Annotated in this window: 20 protein-coding genes; 9 read left to right on the forward strand and 11 right to left on the reverse strand. The window is 61.5% G+C overall.

The genetic code is table 11. From position 1 onward, the window contains the following. Nucleotides 1-213: 213 nt before the first annotated feature. The gene (locus IVB24_RS11975; RefSeq protein ID WP_162832246.1) at nt 214-387 is read right to left on the reverse strand and encodes a hypothetical protein; all 174 of its coding nucleotides are present in this window, start codon (nt 385-387) and stop codon (nt 214-216) included. 800 nt (nt 388-1,187) lie between these two features. Here IVB24_RS11975 and IVB24_RS11980 point away from each other — a divergent pair. From IVB24_RS11980 to IVB24_RS11990, 3 genes are all read left to right on the forward strand, one after another. Beyond that, complete coding sequence (locus IVB24_RS11980) at nt 1,188-1,391, forward strand: hypothetical protein (protein ID WP_247772965.1); 204 nt, start codon at nt 1,188-1,190, stop codon at nt 1,389-1,391. Nucleotides 1,392-1,433: 42 nt separating this feature from the next. Beyond that, entirely contained in the window at nt 1,434-1,850 is a 417-nt protein-coding gene (locus IVB24_RS11985) for a hypothetical protein (protein WP_247772966.1), read from the forward strand. A gap of 310 nt (nt 1,851-2,160) precedes the next feature. Further along, complete coding sequence (locus IVB24_RS11990; RefSeq protein ID WP_247772967.1) at nt 2,161-2,439, forward strand: hypothetical protein; 279 nt, start codon at nt 2,161-2,163, stop codon at nt 2,437-2,439. Between the two features lie 15 nt (nt 2,440-2,454). Here the strand turns inward: IVB24_RS11990 and IVB24_RS11995 are convergent, their stop codons facing one another. Further along, nucleotides 2,455-3,672: a hypothetical protein gene (locus IVB24_RS11995; protein ID WP_247772968.1), complete on the reverse strand. Its 1,218-nt coding sequence runs from the start codon at nt 3,670-3,672 to the stop codon at nt 2,455-2,457. Between the two features lie 177 nt (nt 3,673-3,849). Here IVB24_RS11995 and IVB24_RS12000 point away from each other — a divergent pair, with 177 nt between their 5' ends. Both IVB24_RS12000 and IVB24_RS12005 read left to right on the forward strand, forming a co-directional pair. Then, entirely contained in the window at nt 3,850-4,095 is a 246-nt protein-coding gene (locus tag IVB24_RS12000; RefSeq protein ID WP_247772969.1) for a hypothetical protein, read from the forward strand. Nucleotides 4,096-4,162: 67 nt separating this feature from the next. Then, on the forward strand, nt 4,163-4,405 hold the full coding sequence (locus tag IVB24_RS12005; RefSeq protein WP_247772970.1) for a hypothetical protein: 243 nt from the start codon (nt 4,163-4,165) through the stop codon (nt 4,403-4,405). 24 nt (nt 4,406-4,429) lie between these two features. On the opposite strand, the gene IVB24_RS12010 is transcribed toward IVB24_RS12005, so the two are convergent. Beyond that, nucleotides 4,430-4,807, reverse strand: coding sequence for a hypothetical protein (locus IVB24_RS12010; protein WP_247772971.1), 378 nt, complete (start codon nt 4,805-4,807; stop codon nt 4,430-4,432). A 272-nt stretch (nt 4,808-5,079) separates the two neighbouring features. Next, on the reverse strand, nt 5,080-5,466 hold the full coding sequence (locus IVB24_RS12015) for a hypothetical protein (RefSeq protein WP_247772972.1): 387 nt from the start codon (nt 5,464-5,466) through the stop codon (nt 5,080-5,082). A gap of 206 nt (nt 5,467-5,672) precedes the next feature. Here IVB24_RS12015 and IVB24_RS12020 point away from each other — a divergent pair, with 206 nt between their 5' ends. After that, a complete protein-coding gene (locus IVB24_RS12020) occupies nt 5,673-6,053 on the forward strand; it encodes a hypothetical protein (protein WP_247772973.1) in 381 nt (126 codons plus the stop codon). A gap of 3 nt (nt 6,054-6,056) precedes the next feature. Here the strand turns inward: IVB24_RS12020 and IVB24_RS12025 are convergent, their stop codons facing one another. Then, entirely contained in the window at nt 6,057-6,776 is a 720-nt protein-coding gene (locus IVB24_RS12025) for a hypothetical protein (RefSeq protein WP_247772974.1), read from the reverse strand. A 6-nt stretch (nt 6,777-6,782) separates the two neighbouring features. Then, nucleotides 6,783-7,520 carry a metallophosphoesterase family protein gene (locus tag IVB24_RS12030; RefSeq protein WP_247772975.1) on the reverse strand — a complete coding sequence of 246 codons (738 nt, stop codon included), beginning with the start codon at nt 7,518-7,520 and terminating at the stop codon, nt 6,783-6,785. Nucleotides 7,521-7,713: 193 nt separating this feature from the next. On the opposite strand from IVB24_RS12030, the gene IVB24_RS12035 reads away from it, so the two are divergent. Then, the gene (locus tag IVB24_RS12035; RefSeq protein WP_247772976.1) at nt 7,714-8,340 is read left to right on the forward strand and encodes a transglutaminase-like cysteine peptidase; all 627 of its coding nucleotides are present in this window, start codon (nt 7,714-7,716) and stop codon (nt 8,338-8,340) included. A 15-nt stretch (nt 8,341-8,355) separates the two neighbouring features. Here the strand turns inward: IVB24_RS12035 and IVB24_RS12040 are convergent, their stop codons facing one another. The 3 genes from IVB24_RS12040 to IVB24_RS12050 all read right to left on the reverse strand — a co-directional run bounded on the left by IVB24_RS12040 (nt 8,356) and on the right by IVB24_RS12050 (nt 10,692). Continuing rightward, on the reverse strand, nt 8,356-9,627 hold the full coding sequence (locus tag IVB24_RS12040; protein ID WP_247772977.1) for a hypothetical protein: 1,272 nt from the start codon (nt 9,625-9,627) through the stop codon (nt 8,356-8,358). Nucleotides 9,628-9,766: 139 nt separating this feature from the next. After that, a complete protein-coding gene (locus IVB24_RS12045; RefSeq protein ID WP_247772978.1) occupies nt 9,767-10,042 on the reverse strand; it encodes a hypothetical protein in 276 nt (91 codons plus the stop codon). Between the two features lie 77 nt (nt 10,043-10,119). After that, complete coding sequence (locus IVB24_RS12050) at nt 10,120-10,692, reverse strand: hypothetical protein (RefSeq protein WP_247772979.1); 573 nt, start codon at nt 10,690-10,692, stop codon at nt 10,120-10,122. A 263-nt stretch (nt 10,693-10,955) separates the two neighbouring features. On the opposite strand from IVB24_RS12050, the gene IVB24_RS12055 reads away from it, so the two are divergent. Further along, nucleotides 10,956-12,158: a polysaccharide biosynthesis/export family protein gene (locus IVB24_RS12055; RefSeq protein ID WP_247772980.1), complete on the forward strand. Its 1,203-nt coding sequence runs from the start codon at nt 10,956-10,958 to the stop codon at nt 12,156-12,158. Nucleotides 12,159-12,288: 130 nt separating this feature from the next. After that, complete coding sequence (locus IVB24_RS12060) at nt 12,289-12,912, forward strand: hypothetical protein (RefSeq protein ID WP_247772981.1); 624 nt, start codon at nt 12,289-12,291, stop codon at nt 12,910-12,912. 68 nt (nt 12,913-12,980) lie between these two features. Here the strand turns inward: IVB24_RS12060 and IVB24_RS12065 are convergent, their stop codons facing one another. Together IVB24_RS12065 and IVB24_RS12070 are read right to left on the reverse strand one after the other, a co-directional pair. Continuing rightward, nucleotides 12,981-13,838, reverse strand: coding sequence for an FkbM family methyltransferase (locus tag IVB24_RS12065; protein ID WP_247772982.1), 858 nt, complete (start codon nt 13,836-13,838; stop codon nt 12,981-12,983). A 51-nt stretch (nt 13,839-13,889) separates the two neighbouring features. Next, nucleotides 13,890-15,191, reverse strand: a complete 1,302-nt coding sequence (locus tag IVB24_RS12070; RefSeq protein ID WP_247772983.1) for a glycosyltransferase — start codon at nt 15,189-15,191, stop codon at nt 13,890-13,892. Nucleotides 15,192-15,213 lie beyond the last annotated feature (22 nt).

Consider the following 15,213-nt stretch of genomic DNA (forward strand, 5'->3'; position numbering starts at 1 on the left):
GCCGGAGCACCACGATAGCAATGTTGATCGCCAGCCAAATCAACATTGCGGAAATGGCAAAATGGACCATTGCCAGACCTCACTGCGCAGTCTGTATAGCATCCAAGGGTTTCTTTGGTTCCGTCCTACTATGCGAAGAGCTGCACAGGGTTCGGGATGAAGTGTTGCCGCGATGGCGGACATAGCTGCCCTCCGCGACGAACTGTTCCAGGACTAGCCCTTCTTTCCCGTCTTCGGCTTCAGCGAAAGACCAAGCCGCAATGCCATGCGCTTGATCGCATCAGGCGAGCGTCCGAGAACTTTCGCCGCCTCTTCCAACGAAGCCGAAGACTTGGCCAGCTCCATGAGTCGGCGGTCTTCTTTGAACGACCAGGGCTTGCGCGCCATAACCGAAATGATCCTCTTGTCGACACAACGACAAAGCCGCCAAGCGACCCATGTTCGCTCGACGGCTTTGCTTGGGTAGGGCCGGGCTTGGGGGAGCCCGGTGTGAGGATGGATATGCGATCGGTGAGACTTCGCAACAAACAACGCGGATTAAGCTAACTCCTCAACCTTACCGCGATGAAATCGCCGCGCGACGCTCCGTATAACCACGGTGTTTCGTCGGCGAATCCGTGCGCGCACCCTGACGGCCGTTCTCGGCCGCGCGGTCAACGTTGAAGCGCCAAATGAACGAGGATTCATGGTGTCGGCCTGTTGCGTTCGGCTAAAAAGAACTGGAGCATCTTCCACGCGCTCTGTGCCCTCGCGTGCCGACCAATCTTAAAGCACCACGTTGCACGAACTTCATCTTCGTCTGACGGAACTTTCGGCGGCACCGCTCTTGAAGTCGAGCGAAAAGATGAACTGAGCGCGGGAGGAGCGTTCCGGCAGACGTCGGAACATTCAAATGTTAGCTGCCTGGTTTTGATTTCGATTTTCTCAGCGGGCTTCTACTGCGGCTATGGTGCGCGGGCGTGGCGCTCGCGGAAGCGATCGGCACGATATCGTCTTTATGCACCCTATACCCCGCATCGATGGAAGCCGGTCGAACCCAGCGGCCGTCCTAGTCGCAGGACTGCGCGCGTACAGCCCCAGCCGAATGGCGGTCGCGGCGAAGTCGAGATATCCATGTGCGGTTGGGTTAGCTTGTCGCCGGCCTTGCACAGGGGCATCGTGTTCTGATCGGTCTTTCGCTGGAAGAGATGGCGGAATTCGAGGCGCTGAATCTTGCACCGAAGGAGACGGTGCAAATCGTCGCCGAAACCCGCGCAGGCAGGGGAGCGGCCGCGGTTGACGACGTTCGGTGGCTCGAGCTCTATTCCAGGCACGAAGAAGCCTGGCGAGTCTGGATCGTCCAAAGCCAGTCGGGGCGGACGCAGGATTTAGGCGTTGTTAACTATGCCTGACCGATGGTAGCGGCTTAGATCTCGAATGTTGGGATGGCCCAAATGTTTCAGCTGTTCCTGAGAGCGCGTGCACACAGTCTTCTCGGCTCCCGCCGCGAGGACAAGGGTTTCAAGGCCCGCTCCGTCGAGCGCGATGCGGAGACCGACCGTGCCCGGATCGGTACGGTCCTGGCGGCGATCGAAACGGCATTGCAGGAAGCGGAGAGGGAGCAGGCCGGGCTTAACCGGCGTGTCGATGACGCGCTTGCACGTGCATCCGTCACCTTCGGAAACGGCACCGACGAGTATCTCGAGCGGGAGGCGCTCGACAATCATCACCAGGATCTCTTCGCGGCCGACATCTCCAACGGCCAGCGCCGGCTCAAGGAACTGGCGAGCAGCATTGCCCACTTGAAGTTCGTCAAGACCGCAATGCTGACGCGTTTTCCGGATTTCAAGCCGCCCCAGCTCAACAGCTGATATTGGGGATCTTGGTCCGCGCTCTGCCTGCTTCGGGACGCCCGCAATTGGCGAGTCCTCAGGATGAGGACCGGGTGCGTTGCGTCAATTTCAACAAGCACACAAATGCCGCTTAGCCTCATCCTGAGAAGGCGCGTAAGCGCCGTCTCGAAGGACGAGGCGTGCGCTCAGCCCGCACTCAAAAGTCATATGCGATTGCCCTGCCGCGCATAGGCGGACCACGCGACAATTCGGCGCCGCTTTGCCGTTTGGCCCCTCGATCCTTTTTGCTATGGTTTCGGCAAGCGTTCATGTTTGAAGGAGCAACGACGTGCCGGTCAGGAAGATGCGAAGATTGGTTGGATTGGCATGCGTGTTGACACTGGCTGCGCCGGCGACGGCGTCCGCCATCACCGTCGAAGTGGCGCGTGCATGCGACGCGGCGGTGGCCAAGGCCTTTCCGCCCAGGCAGATCGGCAACCCCGCGGCCGGGAGCGCCAAGGGAACGGCCAAGGATAAGCGCGAATATCTCCAAAAATGCGTCGCGAACAACGGCAAGGTCGACGACGCTCCGGCGGAGGCGTCCAAGGACAGCAAGCCCAGCAAGTAGCCGTCGGCCGTCGATCTAGCGCGGGGGCGGGCAGGGAGAATAGAACGCGCCGTTTGCTGCGTTGATGCGTTCGACGCATTGGTTCGGATCGGTGATCGTCCCGGCCACGGTGAAATCGTAGCCCATGCCTTTGACGACAACGACGTAGCGGCCGGGCGACAGCGTGAAGCCGTCCTGCTCCGGCTGCAGCAGCAGCATCCTTGGCTGATCCTCGACCGGCCCGACCTTGTACGGGTAGGACATGCTGCGAATGACCCAGGAATCGCCCGCGCTGACCATGGCCGCCTTGCCGGAGGCATCAACGCCCATTGACCGCGACACCTTGGCGACGACGCGCACTTCGGTCACGCTTGCATCTATGCTTCCGTCGGGTCTGAACACGACGAATCTGACATCTCCGCTTGTCAGGGTCGCTGCGCTCGGCGTGTTGATGGCTGCCGAGATTGCGACGCGGCGGTCCGGAATCTTTCCGGGGACCGGCTTCAGCTCCTGAAGCTGCCCCTCGTTCAGTGCGTAAACGCCGAAGGTCGTCGGCAACGGCATCGAGGGTTGCTGCGCGGCTGGCGCCGGCTCCTTTGCGCTGTGGGGCAACCGTTCAACTGTCCCGGTCTCCAACGGGGGCGCCGTGGCGGCCGGCCGTGGCTCGGGGTTGGTCGGCACTCGCTCGGATGGTTGCGCCAATTGTGACAGGGCGGCCATTTGTGTCTTCACGCGCGGCCAAAAGGTCACTGCGGCGCCGGCGCTGGCAATCAGCGAGAGAATGACGGCCAGTCGAACCAGAAAGGTGAAGGTACCGCTCCGTTTGGGCTGATCGAGCGATTGCGGCGGGGCCACGGGACGGCGCGATGCTCCCGCATCTTTTGCAGGCGGCTGTGCAGCCGAAACCGGTGACGACGGAATGGGCGGGGGAGTGGGACTTTCGACCGGCGGAGGCGGCGAAGCGGCGATTGCTGCGGCGGCCTTTGGTGGCTCCGGCGCGGCGGTACGCGCGAAGGAACGTTCGACCGCCTTGATGGCGCGTTCGAGGACTTGCTGAAGCTCGCGCGATTCCCGTTCGTCCGCGTGCGTGAATTGCTCCATGAGCTTGACGCGCGCCAGCTCATAGACGATCTCCCGCATCTGCTGGGGATCGTCGGATACGGCGCGAATTCGGCTCGACAGGAGACGGATAAACCCGGCTTTGATCTGTTGCGTCGAGGGGGCGTTGGCCGCAGTTTCACCGGAGTCGGTCATCAAGGCCGATCAAGTAGCCCGGATAAGGCCATTTCGCTAGGTTTTTCCGCTTGAGACCTCGCGACCGAAGCTGCTTTCCTGGTCTGGCGGCGAGGCAGCTCGTGTCTTTCGAAGATGCTTGCTTTTAGGGGAAAACCTGTGACATTCCGCGGAGCTTCTCTTCTCTGGTGTTCGACCATGCGCGGCGCTCTGACAGTCCTCTCGGTTTTGACCTTCCTGACTTCGCCTGCCGTTGCGCAGGGGGTCAAGGATCGGGCCAACACCACGAGCTCCAGCATCATCACGACGCCGACCAAGAAGGCGCAGACCAATCAGACGGCCTCGCGGCCCACCGCCGTTCGGAACCTCTCAGGCAGCCTGCCCGCAGGAAAGTCGGCGCAGGGCGTATGGCGAAATGGCAAGCTGGTTGCCGTCCCCCGCTAAGCTTCACCCAACGAACCGTGAAGGAACGGTGATCGCCTCCCTGACGTTCATGCTCGGGAGATATCGCATGAAACGACCAGTTCTGATCGCATTTGCGTTGCTCGTGCCCGCCGCCGCCTGGGCCCAGGGCGTCAACGACCCTTCGACGCCCAACCGCAACGTGACCATTGTCAATCCGTCGCAGCCTGCGCCACCCAATGCGACGCGCAACATCCCGAGCCGGATCGAGCCGCCCGTGACGACCGGCGGCGGACGCGCCCGACCCTATTACGGGAACAGAACCCGCGGCAGCGGGTCGAGCCGCCGCTAGCGCGCAATCGGCGCTTCGCTTCAGCTATTGCGGGTTGACCTCGACCTCCAGGGTCGACGTCCCTGCATCATGCCGGTTCTTGCCCGAGATCAGCAGCGTGAACTTGTCGACGCTGCGCGTCTGGTTCTCGGACGAATAGCGGAAGCCGGAGCCGACCACGGCCAATTGTCCTCGTGACGGGCCGCTCACGACCGAGACGTTGAAAATCTGCATGTAGGACCACCGCAGCCCCTGGATGCACTCTGCGCCGGGCGCGATCGACATCGTCCATTTCACCGTGTCGTGCGACAGAGCGAACGGCGTCCGCTCCTTGATGCAGAGCGGGCTGGCATGCGCCGCGAGGGCAGAGGCAGCGAAAGCCGCGAGGGCAGCACCCAACAGCAATAATGGTCTTGCAAGCATGCGCGGCAGCTCCAGATTGCCGGACGATAGCAACAATGATCTAACGAGGTCTTAGAACGCTCGTCGTCCGTAGCCGATCGTCCGACGTGGAACTCAGGTTCACCGATCATCCGTGGGCCGACTCGGAACTAGGCCGTTAAGACTTGCTCGACGCAGCAGGTTGAAATTTGGAAAGCCGTAAGTCATTGATTTTGTTGGGGTTGCCTACTGTGCATGGGATTGTTTTTCGATTCTTGAGGGTTGCCCCTGAGGTTCGCGATGCAGGTGTTTGATCATGGCCCGCTGGGTATCATCCCGCCGCCGCTGGAAAGTTGCTGGACCTGAGCGTCATTCCGTTGACGCGAAAGCGGACATTCCCGGCCAGATAAAGGTAATCCGAGGTGCTGCTGCCGGCCGTCCGGATCTCGACATAGGTCAGCGTGATCGAGCCGATCGCTCGGGGTCACCTGGGTGATGTTGACCGAACGAGCTCCAGGGAAGAGCTGCTGGTCGAGCCCGTAAAAGATCTTTTCCCGCTCGGACCACAGCACGAAGTGACCGCCGGTCTTCTGATCGACTGCCTCGTATTGAGTATGGATGACTTGCGGATATTCGATCTGGCCGGCTTTTGCCGAGCCGAAGCAGATGATCGAAATCAGCAAAGCAATGATGCGAACCACAGATCAAATCCTCAAGCCAAAGAGAGAATCTTGCCCGCGAATTCGCTTCCTTGCGATTGGCAAAGATATAGACTGAAAGCTGCGACCTGCGTTTCCGGCCGATCGTCGCTCCGTGATGTGTCCTTGGAGTTATCAGCGTGCGAGCCGCTCGACGTGACCATTTGAGGGATGGCGGATGGCGGCTGGGGTCGCGGGCTGGAGCCATCGTGACCATTGCCGGTGCGCTCGGTCTCGGTTTCGCCAATCCGTCCTCTTGTCTCGCTCAGAGCGAACCCGAGCCTTCGCTCCGCGACTATCTTCCGCCAAGCGAGCCGGAGGTGTCGCGCGACGAATGGCGGCGGCGGATCGAGGACGCGCGGCGCCGGGCCAAGGACGCCTCGCGCGAGCGGCGGGAGCATCCCGAGCTCTACAAGCCGATTCCCGAGGATCCGGACCTCGTCGCGACCGAACGCCTTCTCCGCGACGACAGCCTGCAGCGGGGCGACATCGTCACGACCAAGAAGGGCATGTTCGTCTACCAGGGGCGATCCGATCAGCCGCGTCGCGATCAGGACTTCGTGCCGGTCAACCCGAAATCGGTGCGCTGAAGCTCAGTACCGCCGCAGGATCTCGTTGAATTTGGGATCGGTGATCTTCGTGGCCTCGAGCAGCAGCGACTTGCCTTGCGGCGTTGCCTCCACATATGCCGCGATCAGCAGCGGCTCGTAACGGGAGCGATTGGCCAGCGCCGACCGGATATCGGATTGCGCCAGCAGCTTGATCTCCTCGTCCGATGCTGCCGCGCTCGAGGTCACGGTCCGGACGCGCGAGAAGGCGACGTCGATCGGCACCGATCCGGTCAGATAGGACATCTTCACGGCGGGCGTTGCCGTTTCGCCGGCCTGGGCCTGCAGCGTGCCGAGCGTGAGCCAAAGTGCCGGTCTGATCGGCGAGACCTTCAAGGCAGAGGCGATGGCGGCTTGCGCCGCCGTGTTCTCGCTGGCTCCGCCGGGCGCATCGGCCGAAGGACGGTGCAGCACATCGGCGGCCCGCGCTGCCGCGTAGTTCGCCAGCAGCTCGCCATCCAGCGAAAACGACGCCAAGACGCCGCCGGCCGCCAGTTTGGCCTTTTCAGGCGGTCTCTCGCCCGAGAACAAATCGCTCGCGCGAAAGTTCGGTCGGATGAGATCGCCGTAGAACGCCATGCCGGCATGAAGCGCCAGCACGATCGCGGTGCAGATGCCGATGGCGCGAAGCAGGAACATGCGGTTCATGGTGAAATCGACGAGGCCTGTGAGGGCGAAAGCGAAGGCGGGATCGACGTTCGGCAAGGGCCCTTAGATTGCCATCAGACTATCGCCTTGGATCGTCAGCAGCGTCAAGTTTCCGGTCGCATAGGCGCCAGTGTCGATGTTGATGCGGTTCGGGCGAATATCGGGCACGCTGACCGGCGTGTGACCGTGGACGATATATTTGCCAAAGCGCTCCTCGGACGCGAGGAATTCCTCGCGGATCCAGAGCAGGTCCTCATCCTTCTGGCGCTCGAGCGGGACGCCCGGCTTGACGCCGGCATGGACGAAGAAGAAGTCGCCGCAGCTAAAGGACGAGGGCAATTGCTGGAGAAAGGCGAGGTGCTCGGGCGGAAGCGCGCGCTTCAGTCCTTCGATCAGCTCGACCTGTTGCTCCGCGGACGGATTCATGGTCGGCGTGATGCCGTAGGAGACCAGCGTCAGCAGGCCGCCATAGTGGCGCCACTCCTGCAGGCGGGCGGGGTCCTTGAGGACCTCGAGCAGGAAGATCTCGTGGTTGCCCTTCAGACAAACCGTCTCGTGTGTTTTCGAGCGTTCGATCAACAGATCGAGAACGGCGCGCGAGTCCGGGCCGCGGTCGACATAGTCGCCGAGAAAGACCTGGATGGCCCGTTCGGGGGCCGAGCGGGCCAGATCGACGTCGATGACGGTTAACAGCGATTGAAGCAGATCGGCGCGCCCGTGCACGTCGCCGATGGCATAGACGCGAACGCCGTCGGGAAGCCGAGGCTTGGTCTTCTTTCGAAAGCGTGAGGAAAGGCCCATCAGGTCGGTCGAATCGCTTCCAGCGTCACGAGCGGAACGTCGTGTCCGCTCTTAGCAGAACAAGTCCCGCATCGGTATTCTTAATTGTTTCCGACCAACTCGCCCGCATTTTGATTAAAGGATCGCGCGGCCTTTGAGCCGTATTTCAAGACGTCTCGCGTAGCGTCTCCCCAACAAGAACGGGGAGCGCGACATGCGCAAAGTTGTTAAGTTCCTTGCGGCCGTGGCCGCCATCGTCGTTGCTGCAGGGGTGCAGCAGCGCGCAGAAGCCGCTTTCGTGGGGGCGCCCTTGGGGCTGCGCGGCGCCATCCAGTACATCAAGTTCGACCAGCCGACGCTGGCGCCGATGGCGTTCACGCTGTTTTGCCTGAAGTACAAGGACGAGTGCAGACCGCGGCCGCAGCAGATCGTCTTCCGTGGCGGACGCCTGAAGCTCACGGCCCAACGCCTGGCGCAGATGCAAGAGGTCAACCAGCGGGTCAACAGCGCGATCCGTCCCGAACCCAACTTGGAAGGGCTGCGCGGCGAAAAGTGGCTACTGCATCCCGCGAGCGGCGACTGCAACGACTACGCCGTGACAAAGCGCCACGATCTGATCGCCAAGGGCTTCCCGGCGCGTTCGGTGCTGCTCAGCGAAGTCGTGACCTCCTGGGGCGAGCATCATCTCGTGGTCGTGGTGCGGACCTTCTCAGGCGATCTCGTGCTGGACAATCTCTCCGGCCACATCATGCCCTGGTCGAAGAAGCCCTATCGCTGGGTCCGCATTCAATCGCCCAAGAATCCGAACTACTGGGCCTCGCTCGGCGACCGCTCGGTCTGATGGATGACCCGGGCTCTATCGCGATGAGGATTGGCTGATGCTCTGCGACAGCCCCAATCCCACGATCACTGAAAGACACAGGATTGCTGCGGGCCGCAGCAGTCCTGGCCCTGCGAAGCTCTGAACCAGCGCAAAGAGAAGGCAGGCCGCGGCTGCCGCGGGAAAGAACGAGTCGCGTCCACGCTGCAGAGCGCCGAAGAACAGGCGGACCAAAGCGATCAGGCTCACGGCTATCATGGCAGCCAAGCCAATCCATCCCATCCCCGCAAAGACGGCCATGGCCGCCGAGGGCGCGGTCAAGACAGCTCCAGCATCGCTCTGATAGATCCTGCCCACCGCAGCAAAGGTCCCGGCACCAGCGCCGAACCATCGCGTGTCGGCCAACATGCGCTCGAGGGCCGCCTTGGTCTCGGCTCCCGTTTCCGGGACGAGCCGCATCAGGAACGGTCCGGAGCTCTTCTCGAAGAGGAAGGTGAGCACGATCGCCGCGCCGATCAGAGCTGCCACGGACAATGCGCACGCGGCCAATGGTGACAGGTCCAATCTGCGGATGACGAGGATCAGCAGCATCAGCACAACGCCAAAAGCCGCCGCGATTGCGCTGTTCGTTCCGGAAAACCCTAAGATCGCGGCGGCGCTGACCAAAGCTCCGACCAGGCCGCAAAGGCCGATCCCGACCGAGCAAAGCACCGAATGATGCGTTTCGGCCCGTTCAGCGGCGAGCTGCATGACGGCCAGATTGAGCATGAGGCCAAGGCCCGCCAAGGTCGTCGTGAGGTCATGGGGAACGTCTGCAGCAAGCGCCGGCAATATCCGATGTAAGTCGAGAATCAAGGCTGAGACCGCGGCTACGCCGCTCAGCACAAGGAGGATCAGCTGGGCATGGCTGCGGTTGCGCACGACTAGGATGGTGACGCCGAGCAACGAGATCGCCGCAAGCGCCAGCAGCAGCGCGTTCACGGTCAAGCCGATATCGGCTGTGATCGGCCCGAGCGGCAGACCGCCGAGGACGTCGTGAGCGCTCGTCCAGATCGGATGCGCCCAGTTGAGTGGAAGAGGGACGAGTTGGGCGGCGATACACAGCGGAATGGCGGTCTGGATCCACCGGCCCCACGCGGTCGCTCGAACATAGTGATCGTAGCCGGCCTTGCGCGTGCTCGAGGCGGCCGCCAGCAAGCTCAGTGCTGCGGCCATCGTCGAGAGCTGTGCCCCGAACTTGACCCCGGCGATTTCGAGAGCGGAAGCGGAAACGATGGAAACGATGAGGGCAAAATAAGCGAAGGACAAACGGCGCTCGAAGGGAATCCTGAAACGATCTGGTCACCATACAAGCGAACGGCGGGTTTTCAAGCAGAGGACCTCGCAGGCAACCAGCCTGGCTTTCGCGCAGCCCCACGAGGGGGCTGGTGGCAGCAGCCCGGCGTCATCAGCGCACAGACTTGACCGGGCGGGCGAATACGCGCCCGGCACGCGCGGCAGCAAGGCCAAAGCGGGCCCCTGACCCGAAGAGATAGCCGCTCTGCAAGGCAATGGCTGCGAACACCATGCCTTTCAGGCTCTCGACCACCGAGAGATCGACCATCAGGCCGACCGGGACGGCGGCGAGCAACATCACGAAGATCAACGGCAGGAGCACCAGGACGCGAAAGCGCTGTCCCAGCACGGCACCGACGAGAAAGCTGAAAATCAAAAGCGCGGTCATCCGAAACACCTCTCCGTGCTCCGGACGCTAGGTTCCCCTCCCTAAAAGGACCCTTAAGTCGTATGGCTAAATTTGGCCTATTGTCCGCAATTTGCCAGCAGCGAATGATAGGCCTCCCGCAGCCCGCTCAGGGCGACCAGGCCCTTGATCTCGCTGTCGCTTTCCCTGACCACCACCGACAGCGAGGCCGTTGTCTGCCACCTGCCGGCGGCAAAGGCCGAGACTTCGTCCGGCAGCAGCACCGCGGCGCCTGCGGCCGCCATGCTGGAATCAAAGGTCAAGCTGCCGCCCCCGCTTGCGGCGATGGTGACCTTGGGATGGCTCCGTGGCGGAAAGGGCCGGATCAAGGCCACCAGCACGTCAATCTTGCCCTCTGGCGAACAGCGGACGATCAGGCCGGCAAAATCGGGGTCGGATTGGGTGGTGTCCGCGGTCTTCGTGATGGCCGCGAAGCTTTCGCCGTCCTTGGCCCCCGGGGTCCGGGTGAATTTCCAGACGGAGGAGGGGGCCGGTTGGGCGACCGCGACACGCGGCGCTTCGCGACACGAGGATTCTGCGCTGCTAGGGCAGCTGGCGGCAGGGCTCCACGGCCGACTAGCGGCGCCGAGGAGGGAACCTGCCAACAGCGGGATCAGAAGGAGGCCGGGCACGGGGGAGTCCTATCCTGAATGGACCAGCTCTAGCAAAGGCGGCGACGCGCCGCCCGACATGCTGAGGCCTCAAGTTGCGCATTTGCCCGCCCGCCGGGCACAGGAAATACAACAAATGGTCACAAAGGGTTAAACCAAGCCCCCAAGAGTGGCTTGTAAGCAACAGTAGCCGACGGATCGCTCCGTTAACCTCCCGGAACGCTTGTCGCCCCACCCCCTAGGCCGTACCAACTTACGTGAATTGGGACTATCGGGCGCGATTCATGTCAGCTATTGCCAAGACCTATATCTTGAAGCCTGCGTTTCTGGCGGTCGCTTTGGCGCTCGGGGCCTGTTCGACCAATCCCGGCTCGGGTCCACTGACGGACGACGTCAACAACAAGATCCAGACTGAGAACGCGCCGGCCTACGAGCTGGTGCCGCTCAATCCGGCTACGGTGAACATCCTGCACACCCATGAGCCCAAGGGGCTCGCCGGCGTGTTCACCGATCGCCGTCCGCCCGCCAGCATCGTGTTCGGCATCGGCGACGTGGTCAGCGTTACCATCTTCGAAGCCGCGGCAGGCGGTCTGTTCATCCCGGCGGAAGCCGGCGTCCGTCCGGGTAACTTCGTGACCATCCCGGATCAGGCGGTCGACAATGACGGCTTCATCACCGTTCCCTATGCCGGCCAGATCAAAGCCGCAGGCCTTACAGCGGTCCAGATCCAGCGCTCGATCATCGAGAAGATCGGCAACCGCGCCATCGAGCCGCAGGCGGTCGTTGCGATGTCCTCGCAGCGTACCCAGCTCATCAGCGTGCTCGGCGAAGTCAATTCGCCGGCGCGTTATCCCGCGAGCGCTGCGGGTGCAAAGGACAAAGTGCTCGACGCGATCACCCGCGCCGGCGGCATCAAGGGCCAGGGCTTCGAGACCTGGGTCATGCTGGAGCGTGGCGGCAAGCGAGCCACCGTGCCGTTCGAAAATCTCGTGATGGCGCCCGAGAACAACGTCTATGTTCGTCCCGACGACAGCATCTACGTCTACCGCGAGCAGCAGAAGTTCATGGCGTTCGGCGGCAGCGGACAGAGCGGCGAGTTCAACTTCGATGCCTGGCGCATCAACCTCGGCGAAGCGGTCGGCAAGGCCGGCGGTCTATTGGATGGCCAGGCCGATCCGGCTGCGGTGTATCTCTATCGCCGCGAGCCGCGCGAGGTCGCTGCCCAGCTCGGCATCGACGTGAGCAAGTACACGTCAGAGACGGTCCCGGTCATCTTCAACGTGAACTTCCGCGATCCGGGCGGCTTCTTCCTCGCCACCAAGGTCATGATGAAGAACCAGGACATCATCTACGTCTCGAACTCGCGCAACGTCGAAGTCGCCAAGTTCCTGAACTACCTGCGTGTGGTCATGGCGACCGGCAGCGATGCCGTTAACCTCTCCAACGATGCCCTGATCTTCCGCAACAACATCAAGCTGGCGCCGTAAGACGCCAACTTGATCGACCAAAACCGATGGCACCGGGCCTTTGTCCCGGTGCCATTTTCGTTTAGCAATCGAAGCGGCTCTGCAGGGGCTACGAGTTCGGGATTTGGATCAAGGCGCCGACGAACAAGGCGTGCCGGTCATCGGTCCACCCCGCAGTGTTGCAAGGGGCTTCATGCGGTTTCGAACATTCTGGCGTCTTCTGGCGCTCGTTCCTCTCGCCTTCGGGCTTGCACCGATCGGAAAGGCTCTCGGCGCTGCCGCGGAGCTGGGCGTCCGCCATCGGATCGACGTGGTGGTCTCTGCCGAGCCTGATGCTCCGATCCTGTCGCGCCTGAGGGGAGCCAAGGGCGAGCTGTCCTTGACCGTTCGTCTTTCGGCGAACTCCAAGGAGAGCAAGTTCTTCGGCATGCTGCGCCCGTCTTTTCCTGATATCGTCGTTCCCGCTGCCGCCGGCAAACCGCTGGTGCAACAGACCAAGCTCTGGGAGGAGGATGTCTGCCATCAGCGCCGCGGCCTGCCGAAGGTCACCGTGACCCAGCTTGGCGGGCACTTTGCGGACGGCGAGGGGCGGATCGAGATCTCCGCCCTCAACCGGCACATCGGCCTTATGGTCCCCCCCGACGAACTAACCCCCGGAATAAAACTCGATCCCGGGAGCGATAGCCTCGGGGCATTCTATGCCTTCCGGGCGCAGACCCGGAACAGCCGCCTGAATGTGGATCTTAGGATCTACTCGATCGATTGCCCTCTTTAGTTCAGGCAAGGAGCGATCGGCCTCGGCAAGTGGGCTGGTGCTTCCCGATCTGATCTGCACCCGATGCGCTATCGCGCTGCGTGCGTGTCGTACCAACCCGCTGGAGGAAAGTCCGGGAAGCGGTAATCCTTTCGCCCGGCCGCGCGCACCAGCGCGGCCTGAATCCCGCCGAGCATGCGGAATACGCTCTTTCGCCCCTGGAAGATGCCTGCGTCTCCCGCCAGCGCATAGCCGCGGAAGATCCCCTTGTAGACCTCGAGCGCTTCGAACATGTCCATCCACCGCCCGGGCAATTCGTTGCCGAACAGCCCACTGCTGCCTTGTTCGAATTTGTGCGGCTGGTAACAGCCTTCGGTCGCCGGCTGAGGCGGCTCCTGCAGGGAGACGAGGCTCTGATCCACGATCTTGTATTTGGAATAACCCAAGTTCCTGAGCAGTTCGAACTCCCTCACGAGATCACTCCAATTCTTCTTCTCGGACTCGATCGACACAAATCGCGGGGGGGCGGAAATGTTCTCGAGTGATGACAATGCGTCGAGATCGTTCCCTTCGATATCGATTTTGCAATATCTGGGAATGCCGTGGTCGCGCATGATATCGGCCAGCCGCTCGGCTTTAACCGTTATCTTTTGCACGCTCGTTGCGCCCAGCATCTGGTTTCGCTTGACCCACTCGAGATTTGCCGTTCCCCAGACCGAGTGCTCGGTGTTGACGTAGAAGTCGATATTCCCCGGCGTCTTGGCGACGGCCAGGTTGAGGATCTTCAGTTGCCCTGTGGCAACCTGCTGGGAAAACTGCTGGCCAAGTGCGGTACAGAATTCTGGTACAGCTTCGATGGCAACGACCTTGAATCCCTTTTTGAGATAGAACCCGGTGTCTTCACCCTTATGGGCGCCGAGATCGTAAATGAGGTTTTCGTCAATCATGGTCTTCGTACTCGTGTCCAGGGCGTGATGTGCGTCGCGCGCAATGCGTTTCTAGCGGTGGAAAGACAAGATGTTGGTTGGTTGAATTGATCCGGCAATCAAATCCGTCACTGCAGCCATGTTTCCGGCAAGCCTGCCTCGATAATCGATCATCGGGTGCTCGCGAAGCGAACGAAGCGCGTTGGACGCGAGCGCTCGCGTCCAAAAATATGCGCATTTCCCGAGGGTAATTGTTCCTTTGCGCGCAAGGTAGACCGGATTAGCGAGCTGCGAGTAGCCATATTTGTAGCCACTGACCCGTCCAGACTTCGACCCGAGATGCACACCGATCAAGTTTGAAGCTCGATAGATGTCCGAGAATTTCCTGATCTGTCCGGAAAAATCCGTATCCTCCAGCCAGCCATAGAGCGGAAGCTTCTCGTCGAATGCACATTGGTCGAAGACGGTCGCCCTGAAGGCCATATTGCATCCGTACAGGCCTTCCTTCCACTTGCTGTGTCCGATCTGATCGCTCGCCCGAGGCAGCGACAGCGCATCCGAAGCCTGCTCTTCGGTGATTGCGATGCTCCCTCTTGCCCCGTCCATGATCACCGCTCCCGTAACGGCGAGGACCTGTGGACTTGCCGCAAACAGCGCTTCGCATTTCTGCAGCCAATCGGTTGCGGGCCTGAAGTCATCGTCGAAGAAGACAATGATCTTCGCAAGCCAGGCCTCGGGAGTGCTTATCCTCTTGGCCGTCTGCACGCCGTGGTTTCTCTGCGACGTCAGTCCCGGCCGAGGAGAAACCAGTCGGTGCACGCCAGGATCGTTGGGTACGGCGGCAGCACCGGGCAAATCCTTGGGTTCAGCGCCCACAAGCATGACGTTATCGGGCGCGCGTTCTTGAAGTCGAAGATGGTCTAGAAGAACTTGAACGTCTGCCGGTCTGCCGCGTGTCGCTAAGATGACGTCGATATTCAATTTACCCTCGCAGAGCGACGGCCAGCAACGCTGGTCGTCTGACATAAGAACTTCGTGGAAACGTTCGATCGGAAGCAGAAATTCTCCCGGAAACAGTCCGCCGGCAATTGGCGACGCGGGCTTTTCGCAAGCCCGGAGATGCAGTGCGGGCGAAGCACTACCGGACCACGTTGCGAAAATCCAGCGTAGATGATTGAAATTGCGACCGTCCAGCCCTTCATCGGATGAGATCCGCGCTTGGAGGCGAATCGCCCTGTTAACCAACTCGAGGCTGCCAGGATCGGGACGCATTGCGGAGCAGGGCCGGTAGAACGTTTTCTCTCTCTCTCTCTCTTCACTGAGTTGACGCCGGAAATTAACCTCTGTAGGCGGGTACGGTTCAGAATGGATCATCCACCGCCGTTTCTTCCGCGTG

Origin of the sequence: Bradyrhizobium sp. 192 (genome assembly GCF_023100965.1) — a bacterium.
GTDB lineage: Bacteria > Pseudomonadota > Alphaproteobacteria > Rhizobiales > Xanthobacteraceae > Bradyrhizobium > Bradyrhizobium symbiodeficiens.